Source organism: Frondihabitans sucicola (assembly GCF_030296615.1).
Lineage (GTDB): Bacteria > Actinomycetota > Actinomycetes > Actinomycetales > Microbacteriaceae > Frondihabitans > Frondihabitans sucicola.
Genome location: NZ_AP027733.1, coordinates 364129 through 386501 on the forward strand (window position 1 = coordinate 364129; position 22373 = coordinate 386501).

The 22373-nt window shown below is 68.5% G+C and carries 31 protein-coding genes; 16 read left to right on the forward strand and 15 right to left on the reverse strand.

The window, feature by feature from the left end:
- Positions 1-42 precede the first annotated feature (42 nt).
- The 3 genes from QUE79_RS24300 to QUE79_RS24310 are packed head-to-tail and all read right to left on the reverse strand — an operon-like array spanning position 43 to position 3593.
- A complete protein-coding gene (locus QUE79_RS24300) occupies positions 43-1251 on the reverse strand; it encodes a hypothetical protein (RefSeq protein WP_286347075.1) in 1209 nt (402 codons plus the stop codon).
- Positions 1252-1254: 3 nt separating this feature from the next.
- Positions 1255-2418, reverse strand: a complete 1164-nt coding sequence (locus QUE79_RS24305; RefSeq protein ID WP_286347076.1) for a hypothetical protein — start codon at positions 2416-2418, stop codon at positions 1255-1257.
- Positions 2419-2429: 11 nt separating this feature from the next.
- Positions 2430-3593 (reverse strand): hypothetical protein, encoded by a 1164-nt coding sequence (locus tag QUE79_RS24310; RefSeq protein ID WP_286347077.1) that lies wholly within the window; start codon positions 3591-3593, stop codon positions 2430-2432.
- Between the two features lie 198 nt (positions 3594-3791).
- Here QUE79_RS24310 and QUE79_RS24315 point away from each other — a divergent pair, with 198 nt between their 5' ends.
- The 7 genes from QUE79_RS24315 (at position 3792) to QUE79_RS24345 (ending at position 7275) form a co-directional block, all read left to right on the forward strand.
- Complete coding sequence (locus QUE79_RS24315) at positions 3792-4061, forward strand: hypothetical protein (protein WP_286347078.1); 270 nt, start codon at positions 3792-3794, stop codon at positions 4059-4061.
- Positions 4062-4182: 121 nt separating this feature from the next.
- On the forward strand, positions 4183-4446 hold the full coding sequence (locus QUE79_RS24320; RefSeq protein ID WP_286347079.1) for a hypothetical protein: 264 nt from the start codon (positions 4183-4185) through the stop codon (positions 4444-4446).
- A 17-nt stretch (positions 4447-4463) separates the two neighbouring features.
- Positions 4464-4715, forward strand: a complete 252-nt coding sequence (locus QUE79_RS24325; RefSeq protein WP_286347080.1) for a hypothetical protein — start codon at positions 4464-4466, stop codon at positions 4713-4715.
- 92 nt (positions 4716-4807) lie between these two features.
- A complete protein-coding gene (locus tag QUE79_RS24330; RefSeq protein WP_286347081.1) occupies positions 4808-5116 on the forward strand; it encodes a hypothetical protein in 309 nt (102 codons plus the stop codon).
- Positions 5117-5217: 101 nt separating this feature from the next.
- Positions 5218-5580 (forward strand): hypothetical protein, encoded by a 363-nt coding sequence (locus tag QUE79_RS24335; RefSeq protein ID WP_286347082.1) that lies wholly within the window; start codon positions 5218-5220, stop codon positions 5578-5580.
- A 95-nt stretch (positions 5581-5675) separates the two neighbouring features.
- On the forward strand, positions 5676-6365 hold the full coding sequence (locus QUE79_RS24340; protein WP_286347083.1) for a hypothetical protein: 690 nt from the start codon (positions 5676-5678) through the stop codon (positions 6363-6365).
- 718 nt (positions 6366-7083) lie between these two features.
- The gene (locus tag QUE79_RS24345; RefSeq protein WP_286347084.1) at positions 7084-7275 is read left to right on the forward strand and encodes a hypothetical protein; all 192 of its coding nucleotides are present in this window, start codon (positions 7084-7086) and stop codon (positions 7273-7275) included.
- A gap of 114 nt (positions 7276-7389) precedes the next feature.
- On the opposite strand, the gene QUE79_RS24350 is transcribed toward QUE79_RS24345, so the two are convergent.
- Positions 7390-7929: a hypothetical protein gene (locus QUE79_RS24350; protein ID WP_286347085.1), complete on the reverse strand. Its 540-nt coding sequence runs from the start codon at positions 7927-7929 to the stop codon at positions 7390-7392.
- 95 nt (positions 7930-8024) lie between these two features.
- Between QUE79_RS24350 and QUE79_RS24355 the strand changes: the two genes are divergently transcribed.
- Complete coding sequence (locus tag QUE79_RS24355; RefSeq protein ID WP_286347086.1) at positions 8025-8750, forward strand: hypothetical protein; 726 nt, start codon at positions 8025-8027, stop codon at positions 8748-8750.
- A gap of 54 nt (positions 8751-8804) precedes the next feature.
- Here the strand turns inward: QUE79_RS24355 and QUE79_RS24360 are convergent, their stop codons facing one another.
- From QUE79_RS24360 to QUE79_RS24405, 10 genes are all read right to left on the reverse strand, one after another.
- Positions 8805-9392 carry a hypothetical protein gene (locus tag QUE79_RS24360; protein WP_286347087.1) on the reverse strand — a complete coding sequence of 196 codons (588 nt, stop codon included), beginning with the start codon at positions 9390-9392 and terminating at the stop codon, positions 8805-8807.
- The gene (locus tag QUE79_RS24365; RefSeq protein WP_286347088.1) at positions 9389-9703 is read right to left on the reverse strand and encodes a hypothetical protein; all 315 of its coding nucleotides are present in this window, start codon (positions 9701-9703) and stop codon (positions 9389-9391) included. The genes QUE79_RS24360 and QUE79_RS24365 overlap by 4 nt, the downstream gene beginning before the upstream one ends.
- A 2-nt stretch (positions 9704-9705) precedes the next feature.
- Complete coding sequence (locus QUE79_RS24370) at positions 9706-10155, reverse strand: DUF6573 family protein (RefSeq protein WP_286347089.1); 450 nt, start codon at positions 10153-10155, stop codon at positions 9706-9708.
- Positions 10156-10465: 310 nt separating this feature from the next.
- A complete protein-coding gene (locus tag QUE79_RS24375; RefSeq protein ID WP_286347090.1) occupies positions 10466-11701 on the reverse strand; it encodes a hypothetical protein in 1236 nt (411 codons plus the stop codon).
- Positions 11702-11867: 166 nt separating this feature from the next.
- Entirely contained in the window at positions 11868-13070 is a 1203-nt protein-coding gene (locus QUE79_RS24380) for a hypothetical protein (RefSeq protein WP_286347091.1), read from the reverse strand.
- Between the two features lie 131 nt (positions 13071-13201).
- A complete protein-coding gene (locus QUE79_RS24385; RefSeq protein WP_286347092.1) occupies positions 13202-13576 on the reverse strand; it encodes a hypothetical protein in 375 nt (124 codons plus the stop codon).
- A 177-nt stretch (positions 13577-13753) separates the two neighbouring features.
- Complete coding sequence (locus QUE79_RS24390; protein ID WP_286347093.1) at positions 13754-15214, reverse strand: hypothetical protein; 1461 nt, start codon at positions 15212-15214, stop codon at positions 13754-13756.
- 96 nt (positions 15215-15310) lie between these two features.
- Positions 15311-15871 carry a hypothetical protein gene (locus tag QUE79_RS24395; protein ID WP_286347094.1) on the reverse strand — a complete coding sequence of 187 codons (561 nt, stop codon included), beginning with the start codon at positions 15869-15871 and terminating at the stop codon, positions 15311-15313.
- Positions 15872-15946: 75 nt separating this feature from the next.
- Entirely contained in the window at positions 15947-16324 is a 378-nt protein-coding gene (locus QUE79_RS24400) for a hypothetical protein (RefSeq protein ID WP_286347095.1), read from the reverse strand.
- Positions 16325-16506: 182 nt separating this feature from the next.
- Entirely contained in the window at positions 16507-17622 is a 1116-nt protein-coding gene (locus QUE79_RS24405) for a hypothetical protein (protein WP_286347096.1), read from the reverse strand.
- Positions 17623-17718: 96 nt separating this feature from the next.
- Between QUE79_RS24405 and QUE79_RS24410 the strand changes: the two genes are divergently transcribed.
- Positions 17719-18165 (forward strand): hypothetical protein, encoded by a 447-nt coding sequence (locus QUE79_RS24410; RefSeq protein ID WP_286347097.1) that lies wholly within the window; start codon positions 17719-17721, stop codon positions 18163-18165.
- 51 nt (positions 18166-18216) lie between these two features.
- On the opposite strand, the gene QUE79_RS24415 is transcribed toward QUE79_RS24410, so the two are convergent.
- A complete protein-coding gene (locus QUE79_RS24415) occupies positions 18217-18453 on the reverse strand; it encodes a hypothetical protein (RefSeq protein ID WP_286347098.1) in 237 nt (78 codons plus the stop codon).
- On the opposite strand from QUE79_RS24415, the gene QUE79_RS24420 reads away from it, so the two are divergent.
- The 7 genes from QUE79_RS24420 to QUE79_RS24450 all read left to right on the forward strand — a co-directional run bounded on the left by QUE79_RS24420 (position 18439) and on the right by QUE79_RS24450 (position 22319).
- Positions 18439-18606: a hypothetical protein gene (locus QUE79_RS24420; RefSeq protein WP_286347099.1), complete on the forward strand. Its 168-nt coding sequence runs from the start codon at positions 18439-18441 to the stop codon at positions 18604-18606. The genes QUE79_RS24415 and QUE79_RS24420 overlap by 15 nt on opposite strands.
- 147 nt (positions 18607-18753) lie before the next feature.
- Positions 18754-19158, forward strand: coding sequence for a hypothetical protein (locus tag QUE79_RS24425; protein WP_286347100.1), 405 nt, complete (start codon positions 18754-18756; stop codon positions 19156-19158).
- A complete protein-coding gene (locus QUE79_RS24430) occupies positions 19155-19814 on the forward strand; it encodes a hypothetical protein (RefSeq protein WP_286347101.1) in 660 nt (219 codons plus the stop codon). Before QUE79_RS24425 ends, QUE79_RS24430 begins: the two co-directional genes overlap by 4 nt.
- The gene (locus QUE79_RS24435) at positions 19811-20368 is read left to right on the forward strand and encodes a hypothetical protein (RefSeq protein WP_286347102.1); all 558 of its coding nucleotides are present in this window, start codon (positions 19811-19813) and stop codon (positions 20366-20368) included. Before QUE79_RS24430 ends, QUE79_RS24435 begins: the two co-directional genes overlap by 4 nt.
- Before the next feature lie 94 nt (positions 20369-20462).
- A complete protein-coding gene (locus tag QUE79_RS24440; RefSeq protein WP_286347103.1) occupies positions 20463-20897 on the forward strand; it encodes a hypothetical protein in 435 nt (144 codons plus the stop codon).
- Between the two features lie 168 nt (positions 20898-21065).
- Positions 21066-21686: a hypothetical protein gene (locus QUE79_RS24445; protein WP_286347104.1), complete on the forward strand. Its 621-nt coding sequence runs from the start codon at positions 21066-21068 to the stop codon at positions 21684-21686.
- A 63-nt stretch (positions 21687-21749) separates the two neighbouring features.
- The gene (locus QUE79_RS24450; protein ID WP_286347105.1) at positions 21750-22319 is read left to right on the forward strand and encodes a hypothetical protein; all 570 of its coding nucleotides are present in this window, start codon (positions 21750-21752) and stop codon (positions 22317-22319) included.
- Positions 22320-22373: the final 54 nt, after the last annotated feature.

The following is a 22373-nucleotide window of genomic DNA, read 5'->3' on the forward strand; positions in this document are numbered from 1 at the left end:
GCGTCGACGGGCCGCGATGACGACCCGACTGAGGGGATGCGCCTAGTAGCCGCTGAGCGCCGGGGCCCCGATGAGGTTCGCCTTGCCGTTGACGACGGCGACGAGCTGGTAGTACTTCGCGTTGGCGACGGCAGGTGCCAGGTAGTACTCCGAGATCGTCTTGCCTGCGGTGTCGACCACGTGGCCACCGTTCCCGAGCTGAGCGTCCTGCGGGGTCTTGCCCCAGTAGAGGCCCCAGGTGACGGTGTTCCCCGAGCCCGCCCAGTCGCTCATGAGCGACGTCAGCGTGACCTGGAGGTAGGTCCGGTTCGGCGTGATCGCGGCCGCCTTGACGGTCGGTGCCGTGGGGCGGGTGGCGGTGACCGTCGTGGTGACGGTCTGTCCATCCGAGGCGGCGAGCGAGATCGTGACGCTCTCCGATCCGCCGATGGCGACGTTCTGGGCGGCGAGCGTCGCCGGGAACGCCGAGACGGTCGTCGTTGCGCCATCGGCCTTCACGGTGGCGCTCGTGGCACCCCATGTCGCGAGCGTCTGACCCGTGAGCTGGATGATGAGCTTGGCGTCGCCGCCGTTGACGTAGGCCGAGGCCTTGATGGGCGTCCACACCGTCGGCGGGGTCGAGGCGGAGGGCTTCGGAGTAGCCGTGGGCGCCGGATCGAGCGTCGCGGTGGGACTCGGTGTCGGCGTCGCGCTGGACGAAGCGCTCGGGGTCGACGTGGGCGTCGGTGTGGCGGTGGGCGTGGGGTTCGTCGGCGTGACAGTGCCTGACGGCCTGATGATGTTCAAGCCCGCGTAGTAGCCGCGACTGGCGTCGGGGGCCGAGGCATAGGCCACGGAGTAGTCGATGGCGGTGTTCGTCCCGACGATGTCGTACTCGCCGGAGCCTGCGTCGATGACGGTGAAGCTGGTCGCCTTGTCGGAGGCCTTGGTCCCGGCGACCGCCGAGGTGACGGCCGTGATGATGGCGGAAGCTGCCACCGTGCGGATGTGGGCCGAGACGAGGTGGACGCCGTCGTCGGCTTTGTGTCCCTTGGCGACGACGCCGATGGTGGCGGCCTCGGCGGCGAGTGCGGCGTTGTGCACGTCGTCTCGGAGGACGGAGAGCTTGGCCTTGTCGCGGTAGAGCCCGAATTGGGGGATCGCGGCGAGGATCAGCAAGGCCGCGATGACGATGTAGGCGAGCAGCTCGATGAAGCTGAAGCCTCGGTCGACAGCCTTATGGCGAAGCGCGTTCCATGTCGGGATGGTCACGGGTCAGCCCTTGTAGCCGGTCGTGTAGGGCGTCTCGACGGGAGTGTTGGTCGGGTACTGCGACATGTAGAGCTGGGCGTACTTGCAGTTCGAGTTCATCCCGATCCGCCCGGAGATGCTCGCCCCATCGAACTGCGACTGCGCTCCCGAGATGGCGGCGGTCGTGTTGGGCGCGCTCGTGCCGCAAGCGATGCCCCAGCGGGTGGTGGTCAGCCCGCTCCAGCTCTTGGGCGTGGCGGTCAGATTCACGGTCATCACGGTCCCGCTGATGCTGAAGCTCGCGATCGTGGGCATCGCGGTACGCGTGGCCGTGATGGTCTGGGTGATGACCTGCCCGTCCGAGGCGGTGACGCTGAGGGTGACGGGGATCGAGGCGCCTGACGCGACATTGGTCGCCGCGACCGTGTACGGGAACGTCTTAACGTCCACGCTGGCACCGTTGGCGGTCACCTTGATGGTGCTCGCACCCCACGTGCTGGGCGCGCCGCTGTTGAGCGAGACGGTGAGCTGGCCGCCCTGCCCGGTGATGAGAGCGGACGCGTCGATCGGGGTCCAGGTCTTCTTGGGCGGGTCGGGCGTCTGCGTCGGAGTCGGGGTCGCCGTCGGGGTCGGCGTGGCGGTGACCGTCGGGGTCGCGCTGGGCGCGGGGCTCGTCACGGTCGGCGTGGGCGTCGGCGTCGGAGTGGTGGGGGTCGTCGTGCCGTCGGGGCGGACGATGTTCAGGCCCGCGTAGTAGCCGCGCGTCGCGTCGGGGGCGGAGGCGTAGGCCACCTGGTAGTTGATCGCCGTGCTGGTGCCCAGGATGTCGTAGTTGCCGCCGCCCGCGTCGATGACCTGCATCGTGGTGTCCTTGTCGGAGACCTTCGAAGCCTTCACCGCGTCGGTGACCGCCTTGATCAGGGTGGACGTGTCGACGAGGTGGACGCTCTTGGCGACGAGCTGGACCGAGTGCCCGTCCGAGTGCTTGGAGACGATGCCGATGGTCGCAGCCTCCGCGGCGAGAGCGGCGTTGTGGGTGTCGTCTCGCAGGACCGAGAGGCGTGCCTTCTCGCGGTACTGGCTGAACTGCGGGACGGCGGCCAGGATCAGGAGCGCCGCGATGGCGATGTAGGCGAGCAGCTCGATGAAACTGAAGCCGCGGTCGGCGAGAGTCTTGCGGATGCGCATGTCGATTTCTCCTAGGCGCCGGTGGCGATCGGTTGGCCTACGAGGTAGACCTTTTTCCCGTCCTGGATGACGAGCTGGATGTACTTGCCGTTGGGCGACGGCGGCATGGTGATGGCGCTCGATAGGGCGGTCGCCTTGGCGCTGATGCTGGCGTAGCCGGTCCCCGCCTGGGCGATAGCTGCCGTGCTGCCCTGGTAGATGCCCCACTTCATGGTGCTGGTTCCCCAGTCGGAGACGAGCGAGGTCAGGGTGACGGTGATGATCGACTTCGTGCTGTTCAGCGTTGCCGACTGGACCGCGGGGTAGTTCTGCCGCTCGGCCGTGACGGTCGTAGTGAGTTTTTGCCCATCCGAGGCCGTCAGGGCGATCGTCACGGGCTCCGAACCTCCGACTGCGACACCCTGCACGGGAAGTGTGGCGGGGAACGCGGTGACGGTCGTCGTCGTGCCGTCCGCGGTCACGGTGGCGCTCGTGGCGCCCCAGGTGGAGAGCGTCTGGCCCGTGAGCTGGACCGTCAGCTTGGCGTCGCCGCCGCCGATGGCTGCGGCCGCCTGGATCGGGGTCCAGACCTTCTGCGTGGGCGTGGGGGTCGGCGTGGGCGTGTTCGTGGGCGACGGGGTGCCGGTGGGAGTCGGCGTCACCGTCGGGGCGGGGGTCGACGTGGCAGTCGGGGTCGGCGTGGGGGTGACGGGCGTCACGTCTCCGGTGGGACGGATGATGTTGAGGCCCGAGGCGTAGCCGCGCGAGGCGTCGGGCGCGGATGCGTAGGCCACCTGGTACTTGATCGCGGTGTTCGTGCCGAGGATGTCGTAGTCCCCGCCCCCAGTGTCGATGACCTGCATCGAGGTGTCCTTGTCGGACAGCTTCGTGGAGGCGACAGCCTTCGTGACCGCGTCGATGATCGCCGAGGTCGACACGGTGCGGATGGTCGCGGCGACGAGCTGCGGGCCGGTGCCGTGCGTGTGCTTGGAGACGACGCCGATCGTCGCCGCCTCGGCTGCAAGGGCGGCGTTGTGGGTGTCGTCGCGGAGCACGGACAGGCGCGCCTTTTCGCGGTACTGCCCGAACTGCGGGACGGCGGCGAGGATGAGGAGGGCTGCGATCGCGATGTAGGCGAGGAGTTCGATGAAGCTGAAGCCGAGATCGGCGAGCTTCAAGCGGCGGCGGGTGCGCATGGGGGCCTTTGCGGTTGTGGTGGGGTGCTCTCACTCAATCGGCCGCTACGGAGGCGCCACACGCCCCCTCTTCGCGGGTAGAAGAGCCGGTTTTTACGAATTCTGCGGCCAATTCGCTGCCGTCGGTTGACACTCGTGCATATGCGTGTACTGTAGCAATCAAACCCCGAGGGACGGGGCGAGAGAGGACCGGTCATCATGGCCAGCAAGACCACCAAGGGCGGGCTCGTGCTCACCCCCGCACGTGCCGCCGCGATCGTGCTCGACATGCCCCGCGACTACAAGCGCGAGGCGCTCAAGTCCGGCTACCAGGAGCGCGTCACCTTCAAGGGCACCGGGCGCGACTACTCCGACCGCGACTACACCGCCGCTGGCGAGTGGCTCATCGAGCAGGTCTCCAAGCTCCGCCTCCCGGTGCCCGCCTGGCAGCTCGACGCGGAGCGCCGTCAGGGCGTCAAGGCCGCCTGAGGCTGACGCCAGGGGCCGCGAGACCTTCGGGTCCGCAGCCCCTGGCGTTGACGCTACAGCCGTAAGCATGTACTGTAAGACGAGAGGGACCGAGGGACGGCTGCTGAGAGGACCGAGCACCATGAGCGCCACCGACATCGTCGGCTACACCTACAAGGCCGAGAACTTCACCCCCGAGAGGCTCGTCGAAGAGCTGATCGTCCGCGGCGAGCTTGCCCCCGCAGCCCGAGGCATGACCGTCGAGGAGGCCCTCGACCAGCTCGCCGCCGTCGACGGGATCGACCGCGAGGACGAGTTCAGCTTCGACAGCGACGACTTCCCCAAGGTGATCTTCGAGTCCCAGGTCACCGAAGATGACTACGCGTGGCTCGGATGGGACGACTGACCATGGACACTGGAAGCATGGACGAGACCACGCCGCCCGCCGACGGCCTCAAGACCTTCACCGCGGACCCCAGCGCCGAGAAGCACCACATCGACGCGCCCTGCCCCATGTGCGGCCACCAGGGCATGACCGTCGCGCCGCGTCTCACCGCCAAGCCCCTCGGCAGCTACTCCCTCGCGGGCGTCCAGATGAAGTTCTCCGCCACGTCCGAGATGTGGATCACCTGCGACGCAGGCTGCGGCTTCGAGGAGAAGGGCAAGCGCGGCTGACCGCCGCGCCCTGACACAGGGGGTCGGGGATGGGAGCGCGGGGTTCCGACCGCATCGCGGGTAGATTAATCGCAACCTGCTACCCTAAGAACATGACTCTTGAGACGGCGCGCTCCACGACCTGGCAGTTCTGGGACGCCTCTGCATCCACGCTCTTCGCAAGTGCGCCGGGCTGGGTCACCGCGAAGGACGAGGCCGATGCCCGCGAACGCGCCGGACGCATGGGCCACGCCTTCATCCGCGAGGTGGCATCCATCACGGTGACCACGACCAACTACCCCGCTGACCAGTCACTCGGCGAGGTCCACTGCAATCCGGCGACCTTCGATCACATTGGCCCCTGGGGTGAGGTCGGCGACAACGACAAGTGCGAGGCCTGCGGCTTCGTGATCGACAAATGAGCGGCGCGCAGGACGAGCGCCTCGCAGTCGTCCGGGAGGCCAGACGGCGCCTGGAGCTACTCGTGCGCCTCGGCACTCGTGGCTCCTGGAGGTTTACGGACGTGGCCCTCCGAAAGGATCGCGAGACGTTCAGCACGGCGAATGTCACCGTCGACATGTGGGACGTGGCCACCTGCTACGGCGGGGCCCCTGTGCCTGGCGCCCCCATCGAGCAGCGGGCGATCGCCGACGCGGCCCTCATCGCCTCCCTGCGCTCCACTGTCGAGGCTCAGCTCCGAATCCTCGACGCCGCGCTGAACCCACCGCACGGCGAGGCTCCCGCCGTCTCTGCGGCCTACCTGCTCTGCGCCGAGTCTCTCGCGCTCGGCATCCTGCGACATGGCGACCCCGCCGAGGCAGGGCTGGCTGAGGGTGCCGGTTACCGTGTCCCCGTCGCCGCGACCGACGCCCCTCTCGGCGAGTAACGCGCGTTACGGTACTCCCTCGTGTGACGAATGTCAGTGGCTCCACGTACTGTAGGAACGTGCCTGAGGGGCAGGCTACGAGAGGACAGAACATCATGAGCCACAACGAAACCGAGACGGGCACGATCCTTCTCCTCGCACCTGCTGTCGCGCAGATCAGCCGGGCGCTCGTCGCCGCCGCGAATGCGATCCACGACGGCGCCTACGAGGAAGCCCGCGCCATGCACCGCGGCATCAAGACGACGTCGCTGAAGGCCTACGCCGCCGCAGTGTATGAGCTTCAGCGGGCCGCCGCCGCCGAGCTGGAGGCCGCCGAGCGATCCTGGTCGAAGGCCCCGTTGTCGCCCCGCCACCTGCACCGGGCCGTCGCGATCAGCGTGCTCTTCCAGATCGCCCACCAGGGCAAGCTCCACGCGCCCACCCACGCCGACATCGAACGCATCGCCCCCAAGGCGACCAACCGTACCGACAGGTTCGAGGTCCTCGGCCGGTACGCCTCCCCCGACGCCTACATCACGCTCCGGGGTCGCGAACTGGGGTGGGAGAGCGAGGGCAATCACGCCGTCGACCAGGCGCACGAAGCGATCCTCGGCCGGGTCCTCTTCGAGACCCTGAAGGCCGTCAAGTGGACCCGCACCTCGGGCGGGGCGCTCTGGTACAACTCCGAGCACAACGAGGGCCCCAGCGGCAACGACTGGGGCGGCGGGGACAGCATCAGCGAGCACTTCGGCCCCCTCGGCAAGTCCGAGTACAAGCGGGTCCACGGCTGGTACCCCGGCGAGTAGTGAGCACCGGGCAGGCCGCCTCATCTCTCTCGGGATGGGGCGGCTTTGTCGTGGGCCGAAGCGGGGGTCGGGGATGGGAGGACTCGACGAGATGCGCCAGGAACGGCAGCATGGCCCTACGAGCACGAGGCCCGCGAATGTGACGAATGTCAGTGGCTCTGCGTACTGTAGGAATGTGCCTGAGGGACAGGCGCGCAAGCCCCGGAATCCCAGGGCACAGAGAGGACATCACCATGAGCCACGACGAGCGCATGCACGGCACGATCACCCTTCCCGCCCGCGAGGTCGCGGCGTTCTGTAGGGCCCTCACTGAGACTCTGAACGAGACGCACCAGGCCGTCTACGACGAGGCTCGCGCCCTCCACAAGCGCATCGGCACCACGAACCCCACGAAGTACGCCGAGGGGCTCCGACAGCTCAAGCTGGCCCACCACGACCACGCTCGTGCAGTGCGCGCCCCGCGCAACGCCACGGCCGAGGCACGCACCGCCCTCGCCTTCGAGGTGCTCGACAACATCGCCGGGAGCGGGAAGATCGCCTCCCCACGCACGACGCCGTCGAGGCGATCGCCCCGCGCGGCAACATCCGCACCGGCACCTGGGCCTTCATCCGGGCGTACGGCGGCGACTACGGCTCCGTCAGCATCCGCGGCCGCGTCGTCACCGTCCACGCCGAGGGCAACCACGGCGTCGACCACGCCAACGAGTCCATCATCGGCATGGCCTTCTACGCCGCCCTCAACGCGATCACCTGGGGCCGCAATTCCGGTGGTGTCATCTGGTACAACTCCGAGTACAACGAAGGGCAGACCGGGGCGTCCTTCGGTGGCGGGGATCGCATCTCCAACCACTACGGCCCGCTCGGCGAGGCCGCGCACGACGCTCACCTCGGCTACCTCATCGCGCGGTAGTTGACCGAAGACCGCCCTCGGCCGTCCATGGCTGAGGGCGGTTGGTCGTACGGGCGTGAGGGTCAGGGATGGGAGAACCCGACGAACACGTCTCCGCCCCAGCCCCGCTCGTTGCTAGAGCGGTCGGTTGGCGAGTTCGGCGGGGAACATCGCGTCGAGCTTCGCCGTGACGTTGGACAGCATGGGGACAGTCTCGTCCGGCAGGAGTCGCTTCAACTCGGGCCCGAGCCATCGGGGCGGGTGGTGCATGTCGAGGGCGACCAGCATGCTGCGCCCGAGGAGCACCGCCGCGGTGTCCTGCTCGGCAATGAGTCCCCGCTCCCGGATCGCCGCGGCGCGCTCGGCGGCGCTGGCGTACGCCGCGACGGCAGCGTCGGCGGCCTGCTGCGCGTCGGCATCCCTGCGGAAGTGGCGACGCGTCACGCGCTTGCGCGACATCGAGTTCAGAAACATGGCGGCACCGAAGACGCAGGTGATGCCGAGGACGAGAGTCGAGACGTCGGCGCCCCCGCGGATGGAGCGGATGAGCGCCGCGACGTCCCAAGCGAGGACGACCGTCCAGGCGATGCGACTGCTCTTGCTCAGGCGGTATCCGAAGTCGAGAGCCCACCGTCCCGGCGTCGACACGATCTCAGGAGTGGGGGTGGTTGCCATCCCCCAGAGTACAGTAGTTGGCCCTCGTGACGAATGTCAGTGGCTACGCGTACTGTAAGAATATGCCTGAGGGACAGGCGCGAGAGGACAAGATCATGAGCTACACCTGCGGCCTGAGCGGCACCATCACCCTGCACAAGGGCGACGGGAAGCGGCTGGCGGAGAGCCTCACCAAGCTCTTCAACACCACCCACGATGCCATCTACGAGAAGAGCCGCGCCTGGCACCGCGCGCTGCCGAAGACCTCCCTGGAGGCCTACCGAAACGCGGCCGAGAAGATGAACGGCCAGGAGCGCCAGAAGTTCTGGACTCGTCGAGAGCGCCCCGGAGAGACCGACGTCCTCCAGGCCGTCTTCGCGATCTGCTCGCCCTACTCGGGCACGCTGAAGCTCCCCACGCACGCGACCGTCGACCAGCACGGCGCCCAGCGGGCCAACACGCGGACCAAGAAGTGGGTCTTCCAGTCGACCGACGGCGGCGGCGCCGGGGCCGAGGTCACGATCGAAGGCGACGTCGTGCGCGTCATGGGGGCCTACGAGAACCACGGCGACGACGTCGCCTACGAGTCGATCCTCTTCGGCGACCTCCTCGACCTGCTGAAGAGCCAGTGGTACCGAGGCGAGGACGAGGGGGCGTCATCTGGTTCGAGGGCGAGTCGGGCGAGAAGCGCATCGCGCACGCGTTCGGCGGCGCCGGGAAGCACGAGGAGGCCAAAGAGACGGCGCTGGCCACCGCCCGCGCCGAGGTCGAGTCGCGCTTCGCCCGCTGAGCATGGACGAGCAGCCAGCCCTCTCGTGAGGACTGGCTGCTCGCTGGCGTAGCAGGTTGTCAGCGCGTAACGCCCGTTACGGCGTAACGCGTGTTACTAACGCCAGTTACCCCTCCGGGTTTCGACGAGGCGGCACGACCCAGTCGCCCCCACGCAGCACGCGGATGCTCATGAGCTGATCCGGGAGCGTCGGCACCTGGATGCGGATCGTCTCGTGTTCGCCGTGCCGGAACGTGAGCCGATCGCGGAGAAGGTAAGGGCTCTTCGGGTGCTTCAGAAAGGGCACGAAGATCAGCGCCCGATTGAGGTCCGTCAACTCGATGTCGAACTCACGATGGAGGCGCTGGGCGATGATCGCGAGCCAGAGCGACTGATGGAAGCGAAGCTGTCCCCGAGCCCAGACCGTGATGACGCGAGCGACGACGATCGTGAGGAAGACGAACGCCCACGGCGCCACGTAGACCCAAAGGTCCTTCGTCTTCTCGCCGGGATGCAGGCTCACCTGGTTCATGATCGTGGCGAATCCGACCGAACCGACCCACGCCGTCACGACGGTTGCCACAAGCGTCGCGGCGGCCTGGATGCCGTAGTACGACTGCCAGTGCCGCCCTGGAGACAACGCCGTGTCTGTGTGCGCTTCGACGTCGAGGGTCTGGCCGGACCAGAGCCGTCGACCGAACGAGCGCGCCATCATGCCTCCTGGGCCGCTGCGGCGGCGCGGTAGATGCTCCCGAAGGTGCGGACGTGTGCCATCAGGGCCTGGGCGTCGACCCCTGCGGCTTCCAGGGAGTCGATGGGCTCCCAGTCACTCGCGGGCATGCTGACCTCGTAGGTGGCGTTTCCACTGCTGTCCAACAACGCGGCAACGCCGCGAGGGACGAGGGCCGATGGGGCGAGTTCGATGCGGGTGACGATCGCGTTCCCGGCCGAGCAGGGGGCCAGCGTCAGGCTGACGCGGTAGCCGCGCTCCCTGCCGACGATGACGGCGTCCGAGAGGGCGCTCAAGCTCAGTCCTCGCCGGGCATCGAGATGATGAAGCAGGGCATCCCGGTCATGTCGTACCCCTCGATGTTGATCTGGAGGCGAGTGCGGAGAGCCGTGGTGGAGCGCGACGGCTGCCCCGAGGGCGTCTTGTCCGGGATGCGGTGCAGCTCGAACGGGACCTTCTCGTTCGTGTCGGCTGCGCGCTTGGCGATCCCCATGAAGGTGATGATCGACAGGACGTCGTGGGCGCGGCCGGTGATGCTCTGGCCCTCGTCGTCACCGCGAGTCCAGTCGACGGCGTCGGCGTACGCGGCGCGAGTCATGAGGACGGGTACGAGGATGCGGTGGCTCTTGACGAGCTTGTCGTCGAGCGCGACCAGGTCCCCGTCTGCCACGGCGTCGGCCGCGGTGTAGGCGTGGATGACTTCGGCGTCGTCCCAGAATCCGGGCGTGGTGACGGTCGTGTTCGGCATGGTGGCCCCCAAGGTCTGCGTGAGCCTGTCCCTCAAGCTCGTAACCTACAGTACACCCTATGGCGCTTGTGTCAAGCAAGACGGGCGGGAGCTGACGGTCCCCCATCCTCTATCGGGATGACCCGCCGAAGCGTTAGGCGCTCAGGCCTTCTTCGAGCCTCGATCGTGCGAACAAACTATGGCCAGCGACCAATCGTGCCCGACGCTCCCGGATGGAGGCTCCTAAGCCAGCAGGTCGGGGATGGAAGGAGAACGCGGACGCAACGACGAAGGCCCCGCCGAGACGACGGGGCCTTGGTGATCGATCGCTCTACGCGTCGATCAGCTCTCGCTCTTCCACGCTGGTCTCCGCCTTGCTGCCGCCGAAGAGGCCAGACAGGACCCGCTGCGCCGTGACGGCGCGGTCGAAGTCCTCGCGCGAGCCCCCGTTGGCCTTGAACTCGCCCCAGGTGCGGCCCTTCGAGTTGAGCCTGCCGAAGTCCTGCCCGAGCCCCCGGAGCACCTCGGTGGTGGTCGGGTAGCGCTGCGCGGTGTGCGACGCGTCACGGTCCGCACTCGCCAGGATCGCCTCGCGCTTGGCCATGATCGGAGCGGCGTCCGTCTCGAAGACCTTCTGCGTGCGGACGCCGTCGACATCGCGCTGGAGGACGACCTGCACCTTCGGCTTCCCGTCGGCGCCGACGACGTTGCGGTGCCCCGACGAGACGCCGGTCCAGACGGGCTCCTCCAGCATGCGGAACTCGCCCTGGTCGGCCGCCTTGTAGGGCTGGAGCATCGACCTGGCGCGATCCCGCTTGCGGGCGGCGTCGATGGTCGCCTGGGCGGAGGCGAGGCGCTCCTTGGCCTCCGCGATCTCCTCGGGCGTGCCCTCGTTCTCGTAGATGATCTGGCCCGCCGCCTTGTGCTCCCCGAGGGCGTCCGTCATCTCCTCATACTCGGCGTAGCCCTCGGCGGACTCGATCTGCGCGCCGTTGCGGTTCATCGCCTCTTCGGCCATGCGGCGCTCGGCCTTCTCGCGGCGGGTGGAGAGGCCCTGGAGTTCGGCCAGCTCGGCCGACTGCTCGTGCGTCAGCTCGGTCCCGACGCCGGGGACGCTCGATGCCTCGACGCTGCGCTGCCACGCGGTGTTGCGCTGGTTGAACTCGTTCGTGAGGGTCATCAGGCCCTCGGTGGTGGCGTCGTACGCGTACAGCGCCTCGGAGTTGCGCAGCTCGGCGGTGCGGCTCGCCTGCTTCGCCTCGGACCAGGCCTTGGTCGCCCTGCGCTCCTGCTCCGCCATCCGGTCCTCGATGCGAGCCTCGCTGTCGATCTGCTCGGCGAGCTTCGCGCGCTGCTCGGGGTCCTCGGTGCGGAGGTACTCGCGCTGGAGGTTGACCTTGGCGTCGTTGTGGTCGACGTGCGCCGCCTCGGTGGCGCTGCGCTCGGCGTTGGCAGCGCGCTCCAGCATGCGCGCCTCAGCGGCGGCCGACGACGCCTCCTGCATGGCGGTGCGTGCGTGTCCACCGCAGCGGTGCGGCCCGCCCGGCTCGTTCGGTCCCTTGCACATGACGGTCTCCTAGCTCGAAGTTCTGGTACTTCGAGTCGACCAAAAACGGGACCACGCCGGGGCTGGCGGCCGGTCCCTTTTTCACGCGATCGAGCCCCGATTTCAAACGGCCCCGAGCAAGCGAAAGGCGGAGCCGGGCATCCCAGCTCCGCCTTCGTCAGTGCGCCTACGCCGCGGCCACGGCTTCCCGCTGCCCGAAGAGGGCATCAAGGGCCCTGGCGGCCTTCACGCCCGCGTACCAGTCGTCCTTGCTGCCGCCGTTGGCGGTGTGCTCGGCGAGGGTTCGCCCCTTGGCGTTGTGAGCGCGAGCGTCCTGGAGGTAGCGCACGAGGCGGGTCGTGGAGGGGTCGCGCTGGGAGTGGAGTGCGTCGAGAGCGTCAGTCGGCGCCGGGAAGGCCTCGCGAGGGACCTCGACGGTGGTGCTGATCCGCTCGTCGCCGTCCATGCGGAACAGGCGCGCCTCGATCGTCTCCCGCCCTTCGCTGTCGTACATGGGGCGCTGGATCGAGGAGACGCCCTGGAGGGACTTGCTCTCGTCAGCGGTTCGTTCGGCGTGGCCAGCGTTCGCGGCCCGGTAGCCACCGAGTTTGGCGTCGGTGCGTCGATGTGCGTTGAGGTCGGCCTGGCGGCGGGTGATGGTCTGCCCGAGTAGTGCTCGCTCGCCTGCCGCGTGGGAGTCGTCCGGGTCCTCGCCGAGAGCATCGCGCTCCTGGCGAATCTCGTCGATCCGACGCTGCTCCAACTCGGAGTCGAACGGGGTGAAGTCGCGGTTGTGGCGGCGCTCCTCCGCTTCGTCCTCCATGCGGGATTCGGCCTCGGCGCGGCGGCTCAGCATGTCGTGGACGGAGCCTGCGAGGGCGTTGCTCTCGTGCGTCTGCGCTTCGCCTCGGGCGGCCATGTCTCGCAGGGTGCGCTGGCTCTGGTCGATGTCCAGCTCCAGGCGGGCAAGGCCCTCGGGGGTGGAGTCGTAGGCCGCGCGTCGGCTCAGCATGACGGCGCCCGCGTGACGCTGCTCGGCCACGAGCTTCTCTCGGGCGCGGTCGGCGTTGATGGCGGACTGCATGAGCCGGGCCGACTCGGCGTACTTGGCGTCGTAGTCGACTTCGAGCGCGGCGACGTTGTCCGCGGTGGCGTTGTCGAGCTTCGCGCGGGCGGCGTCACGGTCGTTCGCCGCCGCGGCGGCAGCGTGGATGAGGGCGGAGTGGGTGGCGCGGGCCTCACCGGCCTTCTCGGTGGCGGCCACGTGCTCGCCGACGGCCTTGTCATAGGCGGCGCGTGCGTGGCCGCTGCACCGCTTTGGGCCGTTGGGTTCGTTGGCTCCGAGGCACATGGCGTTCTCCCTGATCTGGTGGTAGTTCGAGTCGACCAAGATCGGGCCTCTCGCGGGGATGTCAGGTGGTCCCCTTTTGAATGGATCGCTACCCGTTTTCAAACCCGAGGTCGAGGTAACGACGGAAAGGCCCAGGCGCGATGCCTGGGCCCTTCTCGAAGTGCGTGCGACTACGCGCGGTCGGCGACCTCGTCGAGCAGCCCGGCGATCAGCGACAGGCCGACGAGGTTCTCCTCGGCGAAGGCCAGGGCGAGGTGGCCCGCGTCCTGGGAGTCCTCGAAGCCGGACACGTGCTCGCCGTTGACGCGCAGCTCGACGTTCAGTGCGGACGTGACGATGACCTGGCACCAGTCGTCGCTGGGCTCCGTGCTGGCGACGACGACCTCGTGCTGGCCGACGAAGACGGCCTGGGTGGTGACGCGGATGCCGGTGGCGAAGCCTTTAACGCGGACGTCGAGGCTGAGTTCAGCGATCATCTGGTGGAGGTCCGAGATGCTCTCGGTCTCGACAGGGGTGAAGGTCGTGGCGGTGGCGATGTTGGTCATGATGGTCCTCTCGGCCGAGTCCCTCTCGGCCTTCTTGATAGCTACAGTACACGCATATGCGCGACTGTCAACATCGACCCGAGATTTGTTTGACTGGCAAGTGGCCGACCTCGCTACTTCCCCATGTTTCCGGGGATATTTGCTTGCACGGTAAATCGCCAGAGCCTGCCGGATGGCTCAGGCGTCGAAGGATTCCCGCTCACGCCACGCCCTGTCGAGCTTTGAGGGCGGGTCAGCGCGCCACCCCGGCATCACGATCGAGTACCGAGCCATGATGTGTCGCGCGAGGCGGTCCTCCGCCGCCCGAGCGCGTTCCCGGATGAGCCAGTTCGTCGCTGTCATCCCTGCCGACGTCAAGGCCCCAGCCTCGGCCAGCGCGAGCATGTCGAGGGAGCGCTGGTCGAAGTCCTCGACGTAGGCGCGGCGGGCCGCAGTCGTCACCTGCGGAACGAGACGCGGACGCCCGGTATCCATCGACGTCGGGTCGAAGGAGCCCTCACGCCAGCGCGGGCAGGCGGCCGTCATCGCCTGCGCATCGCGAGCGGAGACGCGTCCCTGCCCATCCGCGTCCCGGAAGGCGTCGAGCCAGCGGATCGCTTCTGGCATGTCGCCAAGGATGCCTGAGTCGGCCAGGAGGGTGAAGGCCGCGATGGTCCGTGCGTGACTCTCCTGCGGCACCTGGTGGATGGTGGGCGCCGCGGCGGGCGCGGGAGTCGCGGCGGGTTCCGGCGAGGGTCTTGGGGTGCTGACGTCGAGGGTCCACGCAGGGAGCATGACGTCGAGGCGGGCGATCAGCCGCGGGCTCAGCTCACCCTCGTCGCGCGAGGATCGGAGCGCGTTGAGCCAAGCGATCGCGGCGTCGTCCCGCGCCTCTGCCTGGAGGGCCTCGATCATCGCCCGATCGGTCTTCGACAGGTAGGTGCGGAGGCTCCGCTTCACCTTGACGCGTGGATTCAGCGTCACGTCCGGCTGGGGCGCTAGAGGCTTGGGCGGGAGGGTTGGTCGGGGCGCCTCGGCGCTGTGATTGCGCGCCCGCCAGCGCGCGTCGAGAACCTCGGCGTCGGTGGTGCGCCAACCAGGTGCGGCCGCATCCATCGCCCGCGTCTCCGCGAGGGGCAGCTCTCCCTCGGCAGCGTGGGCGCGGAGCGATCGGAACGCTCCCTGGAAGAGCGACAGGGTACCACCACGGGCTGCCTTGATGACGCGCAGCCACGGCGACGACTCAGGCACACGAGGGTCAGGAGCTACCCGGATGAGGCCAGGGCCTGGGCGGGCCGACGTGGTGACGACCGCGGGCTCGGGAATCGGTGCGATCTTCGGCCTCTTCTTGCGGTTACGCCGACGTGGCGGGACGGGCGCACCGTGGCGCTTCGCCCACTCGCGATCGATCTCCACCGGCCGCAGGCGCCGCCAGCCCGGCATCACAGAGTCGAGCGCGACGACCTTCTCGGGGCTGAGCGCATCCGAGTGAGCGCGAGAGCGCTGCGACGCGAGCCATTCCGTCGCGTAGGGCAGGGTGAGGCGCAGTTCACCGCGTGAGGCGGCCTCGATGAAGATCGCGGACCGTTTGGAGACGCCCCAGCGCTTGGCTGCTTCCCTGACCTCATCCGTCAGCCGGGCGTTCAATCCCCTCGCCACGCTCGCACCTCGCACCGCTCGTCACGCGTCCCTCACGCGGCATCCAAGATACAGGGCGGCCGAGGGGGTGTGCGCGATGTCGAGCACGCGGGAGTGTCAGGCGGGCTGGAGGACCGAGACGGGAGCCTGGAATCGGCCCGACGCCTCACGGCTCTGAGTGCGCTTGCGCTTGTTCCAGGCGGGCCAGAGCGCGGAGAGCGCCGTGGCGACGACGACGGGCAGCTTGCCGCCGCGATCGAGAGTGCGGAACCGGTCGAGCCAGGGGACGAGGTCCGGGTTGAAGGCGTCGTCGTCGACCGTGAGTGCTGCGAGGTAGTCGAGGTCCCACAGGGGGTCCGCGACACCCTTGCGGATGTGCCAGGCGATGTCGAGTTCCTGCTGGGTGAGATAGCGCCACCCCGGCATGTAGTGATCGAGCGCCTGGGAGAGCTTGGGGGCGATCGCCACGCCGAACCAGTCGCGACGTCGTGCCTTCAGCCAGTCGGGCACGCCGGTGGTGAGAAAGCGGAGCTGTCCGCGGTCGGCCAGGACGCAGTACATGGCCGTGCGACTGTCGAGGCCCAGGTGAGTCTGAAGCACGGCCGTTCTCGCCTTGACCTCAGGGGTGAGGATCATGTTCGGCGAGACGGGAGCCGGGGTAGCGAGCGTCGAAGACATGCTGGTTAGTGTAGCAGGTTGGTGACGGAAAAGTCCCCCTTAGACGGGACTCGGGCGTCCCCCGAGGCGCGAAGGCTACGACGCCCGCAACATGGCCGACCCGGAGTGGATCGGGCAGAGGTCCTGGGTCCCATCGCCGCGTCCCCAGCCGTTCTGTTCCGCCTTCTCGCGGATGATCTCGACGGCGATCTCAGCGGGCTGATGACCGCGGTACTCCCCGAACCACTTGGCTTCGCAGGGCTCTACGTCGCAGGCGATGAGGGCGCGCTGGGGCGCTTCGGTCTCATGGGGAACCGGGGCAGCGAGGATGACGTCCTGCACGTCCTCCGGGCACGGCCATGCGCCGGAGTGGATGCCGCAGCGCTTGGTCTGGCTCTGGAAGTGGAACTTCGGGTAGCAGGGGAATCGGGGCGTCACGATGTACTCGGCGTCGTCTGCTCGATTGCCGCTCATGAGGCTTCCTCTCGGTCGTCCTACAGAACATGCTCCCAGTGATTTCTGTCACGCGCCTGGAAGTCTTGCGCCCCTTTTCACTCGCAGCGCCTGCACTCCCATCCCCGACCCCCCGCCGTCCGGCGCCAGGGCACGACGAAGCCCGCGCCGCTCCGTGGGGCGTGCGCGGGCTCTCGGGGCGACTAGAGGGCGGTGCGGCGACCGTAGCGGTCCACGCGGTAGTTCTGGCCGTTCTCCTGCTGGTAGTCGATGCCGTCGCGGCCCATGTAGTTCAGGCGCACCTTGTCGCCCGCAGGGACGTCGTCGATGTGGCGCTTCAGCGTGGGGTACTTCACGCGCGCTCCCGCGAGGTCCTCGGCGGCGCCCCACCAGGATTCCTCGGTCTCGCCTTCGCCGACGGCAGCCCAGTCCTCGAAGCCGTCGATGGAGAGCATGGGCATCCACCATCCGGCGAGGGTGGCGCCGTGCTCGCTGTCGATGGCCTCGGTGTAGGCCTCGATGACGAAGTTGTCGATGGCGACCTCGTGGCCGCCGATGGTGCGGTACTTGAGTCGGCCGAGGGGCGGCTGGTCGATGGGTGCCTCCAGGCGCACGCCCTGAGGCCGCTCCGCATCCGCGGGGTAGTACTCGTCGAGGGTCAGCGTGGTGGCGGCGTAGACGGGAAGCGCGTCCGTCGCGCGGAGTCGAATCCAGCGCTCGGCGGCAACCGTGCCGTCGCCGTCAGCGAAGGCGTAGACCCGCTCGGGGTCGAGGGTGTTCGTGAAGGCCTGGCGGATGCCCTTGTCGTCGTGGAAGTGAATGTCTCCGAGGGGCACGTCGGCGATGGGGCGCTGGAGGCGCTGGCCGACGAGCATCGCGTACTCGTTCATGGTGGCGTTCGCCTCGACGTCGCCCGCGTGCATCACGGCCGTCCAGCAGGCGTGGCCCTTGGCGTCGACGTCGATCGACCAGAGCTGGGCGGGGGCGAAGGTCTCTCGCGGCTGGTGGTCGAGGGCGTAGTAGGTGCCGTCACCAATGCCGTAGACGATCTCGACCGGGGTGCCGTCGCCCTTCCAGTACTTGAGGCGCCCGGTGGGGATGTCGGCGATGTCGCGCTTCAGGGTGATGCCCGCGGGCGGGGTTGCGCTCGAAGTATCCCACCACGTCTCGATCGTCTGGTAGTCGACGACGGCCTGCCAGTAGAGGCCGTGCTCGTCGTCGCTGAGGAACCAGAACCCGGCGCGCTCGTGCCCCTCGTTGAGATTGTCGCTGTAGAAGATGGGCCGAGCTGAAATCGGGGTCGAAATCGTGGTGTTCATGGTGATCTGGGTCCTCTCGTCACCCGTCCCTCGGGCGATAATTTGAAGGTACAGTACACCTCCGACATTTTGCGTCACGCACCCTTGAGGACTCCCATGCAGCGCCTTCTCCCCCTCGCCCTCGCGGCTACCCTCGCCACCGCCGCCCTGGCTGGGTGCGCCATGCTCCCCAACTCGGGCGACGTCGATGCTGCGCGCGCGGCTCGTGATGCGTCGTCGGCGCCTGCCGCTCCCGTGACGCCGTCCGTCGCCCCTGCGGCTCCGAGCACCACGCCTGCTGCACCGGCGACCCCCGCCCCGCTCACGCTGGACCAGCGAGCATGGGGCAACTGCGTCGCGTACGCGCAGTCGATGCAGGACGACCTGACCTTCGGCGCCTACGCGAGCGAGAGGGTCCTCGCCGTCCCCGGGCAGCGACGCTCCATCGCCGTGCCAGTGGCGACCATCGGTGGCGTGACGGACTCCTACGCGAGCTTCACCTGCTCGATCGACGACTCGTCGAGCGCAACGGTCCTCTCCGGGGGCCTCTCGGACGCGCACTGACCACTGCCCCCTGGGGCGGCCGTCCTCTCTGGCGAACCTTGACGCTTTCAGTTACTGCATGTACTGTAGCCACGAAGCGCTGAGGGACAGCGCGACGAGAGGACCGTCCACCATGCTTTCCACCTTCAGCTTCCGCGCCGCCTCCACCCCCTCGCTCTCGGCCTCGGCGGCCTGCGCGACTCGCGCGGCGTCGACATCGCAGGGACCTTCGCGTCCTTCGCTGACGCCCTGCGCGCCGTCAATGCCCTGACCTTCGAGGGGCGCGACCTCAACGTGGACCTGCTCCACGCCACCAGCGACCCTGTCGATGCCGCGGCGCTCGGAATCGATGCGGCCCCCGGCACGCTCGTCGTGCGGCTCCGCGACAACCGCCTCCCGGATCGGCCGTGGACGCGCGTGCGCGAGGCACTCGACCGCGCGGAGGCGAGCCTGGCGGCCTGAGCACCGCCCCGGAGCCTGCCTCCGCAGGAGCTGTTCTCCCATCCCCGACCCACTGCCCAGGTGGCCCTACTAGTCGACCGTGACAATGTCGGTGGGTGCATGTACGGTACGAATATGGCCCGAGGGACGGGCTGGAGAGGACGCATCATGCTGAGCATCAAGACCACCCCCGAGGGCGTGGAGACGGACATCGCCGTCACGAACCCGATCCTGAACTACCTGCGCACGGAGCGCCCCCGTCGCACCGACGCCGAGTGGCTCGACGCCATCCTGCTCACCTGGAGCCGCTGGCTCGGCTGGCTGGCCGAGAGCGGTCAGCGCGGCAGCCTCGGCTCGATCCCCGCCGAGTACGGCTTCACGCCGCGTGCGTTCGGCGACTTCGGCCCGGCCTACGACGACATCGAGGATGCCCTGGATGTCGTCCGGCACACAGGCATCGAGGATGACGTGTGGTGCGCCGAGTGCGAGACCGTGGCGATCGCCATCCGCCACGCGGCCCGTGTCATGCACCTGATCGTCGTCGCCGACGAGCGCCAGGCGGTGGCCGCATGAGTACCCTCGCTGCCGTCGCGCCCGCCTTCCCCAGCCTCGACCCGATTCGCTTCGGCGAGCCGACCGACTCCCGCGAATGGAACGTCCTGCTGGACTGCTGGCGCGAGAACACCGGGCACAACGACGAGGACAAGGTCGGCGACGCCCGCGCCTGGCTCCAGGCCGTCCTCCAGACCTGGGACGACCGCTTCACCCGCCTCCTGGGCCCGATCAGCGAGCGGGTCTACGGCGACCTGAACAACTACCACGTCGGCTTCGAATTCCAGGACCTGGAGACCGCGATGGCCGAGTACCGGTTCGAGCAGGAGGGCTTCCACGGCAGAGAGCGCTCCATCGTCCAGGCCCACCTGGCCGCGATGGTGCTGCACGCCGCGAACGTCCTGCGCCGCTACATCGCCATCTTCGGCGAGTTCGAGAGCGAGGAGCACCCGTCACTGCGGGGGATGCGCTTAGAGGATGGCGGCTTCGCCCCCGGCGCCGTCCTCTGTCAGAAGCACCTGCTGGACCCGTCTGCACTCGCGCAGTGCCACGAATGGGCCGCCTCCCGCGCGGCGCGTGTCGTCGACGGCTGGGTGCCGGTGCCCTCGGGCGTCACGGTGCGCTGCATCGCGTGTGTCGGCGAGGACGACGCACGTCGAGGGCGAGGCATCGAGTGACGGCCCCGCAGGGGCTCATGGCGAGCCTCGACCTCACGTCGCCCGTTGGCGTTGCGCGGCGTCACGCACGCTTCGCCACGGCCTTCGGGATGTTCGGCGGGCCATCCACCCCGTCGGCGACCTTCGCTCACCTGAAGGCCGAGATGGCCCGGCCCGCGCACATCCGCTTCCTCATGACGCACGGCTCCAGGAAGTACGTCGGCGAGATCACGGACGGCCTCGACACCGGCGAGTACACGGCGATCGCCGAGCTTCACGAGGGGACGATCCCCTGCGACATCCTCGTGGTCTTCGCGTGCTTCCAGGAGCCCGAAGCCTGGCTGCCGCTCGTGGAGCCGGGGAGCGGCGTCGTGACGTACTCCGACCTGCTCTACAACCGATCGATCAGTCCCCTCGTGTCCGAGTTCGGCAAGGAGCCGTTCGTCACCCCGCGCGAGGTGGGCATGATCCTCGACAAGACCGCAGCACGGCGCGCTGCGGAGTCTCCCAGCGGCGACTACTTCTACCGAGACAAGTGGCGGACGGCCATCAAGGAGCGCCCCGGCACCGCGTGAGCTACCAGCGCGCAAGGTGTGGCACTCGTCACGTTTAAGGTGTACTGTAGAAGATGACGAGTCGAGGGACGGCTCGGCGAGAGGACCCATCAGCATGAGCGGCACGCTCACCGTCGTCAGCGCGAGCATCATCGTGCACACGTCGCCCGACACCGAGGCGGGGCGCCAAGAGGCGCAGCACGTCTACCGCATGACCGCGCGCAAGCACCCCGACAAGCTCGTGCAGTTGAAGCTCGCCCGCCCCGACCGCTCCGTCGCCCTCATCGCCTTCAACCAGCAGCCGAGCGTCGACTTCGACCTCACGCAGTCCGACATCCGACTGCTGACTCTCGCGCTCAACGTCCTCAACAACGCCATCGCCAACCCGGCCTACGCCCCGTGGGCGCCCCTGGCGGCGAACGAAGCCGTCGACCCTCTCGCCAGCCGCGAGGGAACCACCGCCGCCATCGACCGCCTCGCCGCAGGCTTCGAGGGCATCCGCTTCACCCAGCCGCCAGCCACGCTGGCGCCCGCGCACCCGCGCTCCTAAACTCACCCCGAGCCGACTTGCAGGCTCGCCGAAGCCCACGCCACCCACACTGGCCGGGCGCTCAGGACGGCGAAGGTCCCCCGGACGCCCGGACGTGGATCGCAGGAGAGAACCAGTCGGAGCAACTCGACCGCTCGTGGTGTGGGAACGCGCAGAGACGAGACACTCATGACCAAGAACGCCCGCCGCAAGAAATCGGTCCGCAAGCGCGCCGCCGACGCAGGCACGACCTTCTCCGCAGCCCAGGACAACTCGCACCTCGACGGCGGCCTGGTCTTCCTCACCGTGCCCCGCGACGCAGCGCCGAGCGAGCCGCTGCCCATCGACCCGTCGAGCCCGCTCTTCGTCGACTATCTGGGCCTCCTGCGCGAGACGCGCGATGTCGAGGCCACGCCATTCGAGCAGCCCGCGGAGATGAGCGTCCTGATCGCGGAGGCCCGAGCGCGCATCGCGGCGCGGGGCCCGCACCCCTGGTGCACGCGGACAAGCCCGAGCACCAGGCGGGCCTCGAAGCCCTCTCCCGGCGCCTCGGCTCGCTCTTCATCGCGCCCGCGGCGCGCCAGAAGCGACGCCAGGCCGACCTGCTCCTTGAGGGGAATCGTGTCCACGCCTTGGCAGAGCGGTACGCCGCCGACCGAGCGTCTTTCCAGGCCGCCCTGCGCGACGCGCCGCCTGCACCCGCAGCCGCGTACGGCCCCCGGAGCCCGCGGGTCAGGGATGGGAGAACCCGATGAAGACGTCCGCTTCGGAGCAGCCCGTAACGCGCGTTACTTCCCGCTCCAAACTTGACAGTCATCTATGAACGTGTACTGTAGGAGTATGGCGCTGAGGGACAGTGCCCGAGAGGACTCCATGAAGCTCAGCGACATCACCGCAGGCGAGGTCTATGCCTACAGCACCAAGCGCGACCCCTGGGAATGGCGCACCGACAGCGATGCCGCCTTCGTCCTGGATGCCAGTGGCGACTACTCCCGCTCCGGGGGCAGCGGCCACCACTCAGGGCGCATCACCAACTTCGTCGGCAACAGCCGCAGCCAGCGCATGGTCGTGATCGCGACGCCCAGCGGGCCGCACAAGGTAGCCGACCACCTGAAGGCCCTCGCCGCCATCGACCTGTCCTCGATCAACGACCTCCGTGACAACGCCTCGATCCTCGGCGATCGCTTCCGGGTCCGCGCCGTTCGTGCGCAGGACATCGTGGCCACCTGGGAGCAGTTCAACGCCGAATGGGATGTCCTCGAAGTCTCGCTCCGCAAGAAGCGCGAGGACGGCGACGCTCGCGCGAAGGCGCTCACGGAAGGTCGTCGCAAGGTGGAGGCGGACCTCGCAGCGAAGGGCCTCACGAACGCGAGCGTCGACATGCAGTCAGGCCGGGTGCTGGTGAACCTCAAGCAGCTCCAGGACCTGCTGGCCGCCCAGTAGGCATCACTGATCTGGAAGCATGGGGCAGGCGCCCTGGGTCATTTCCAAACCGTG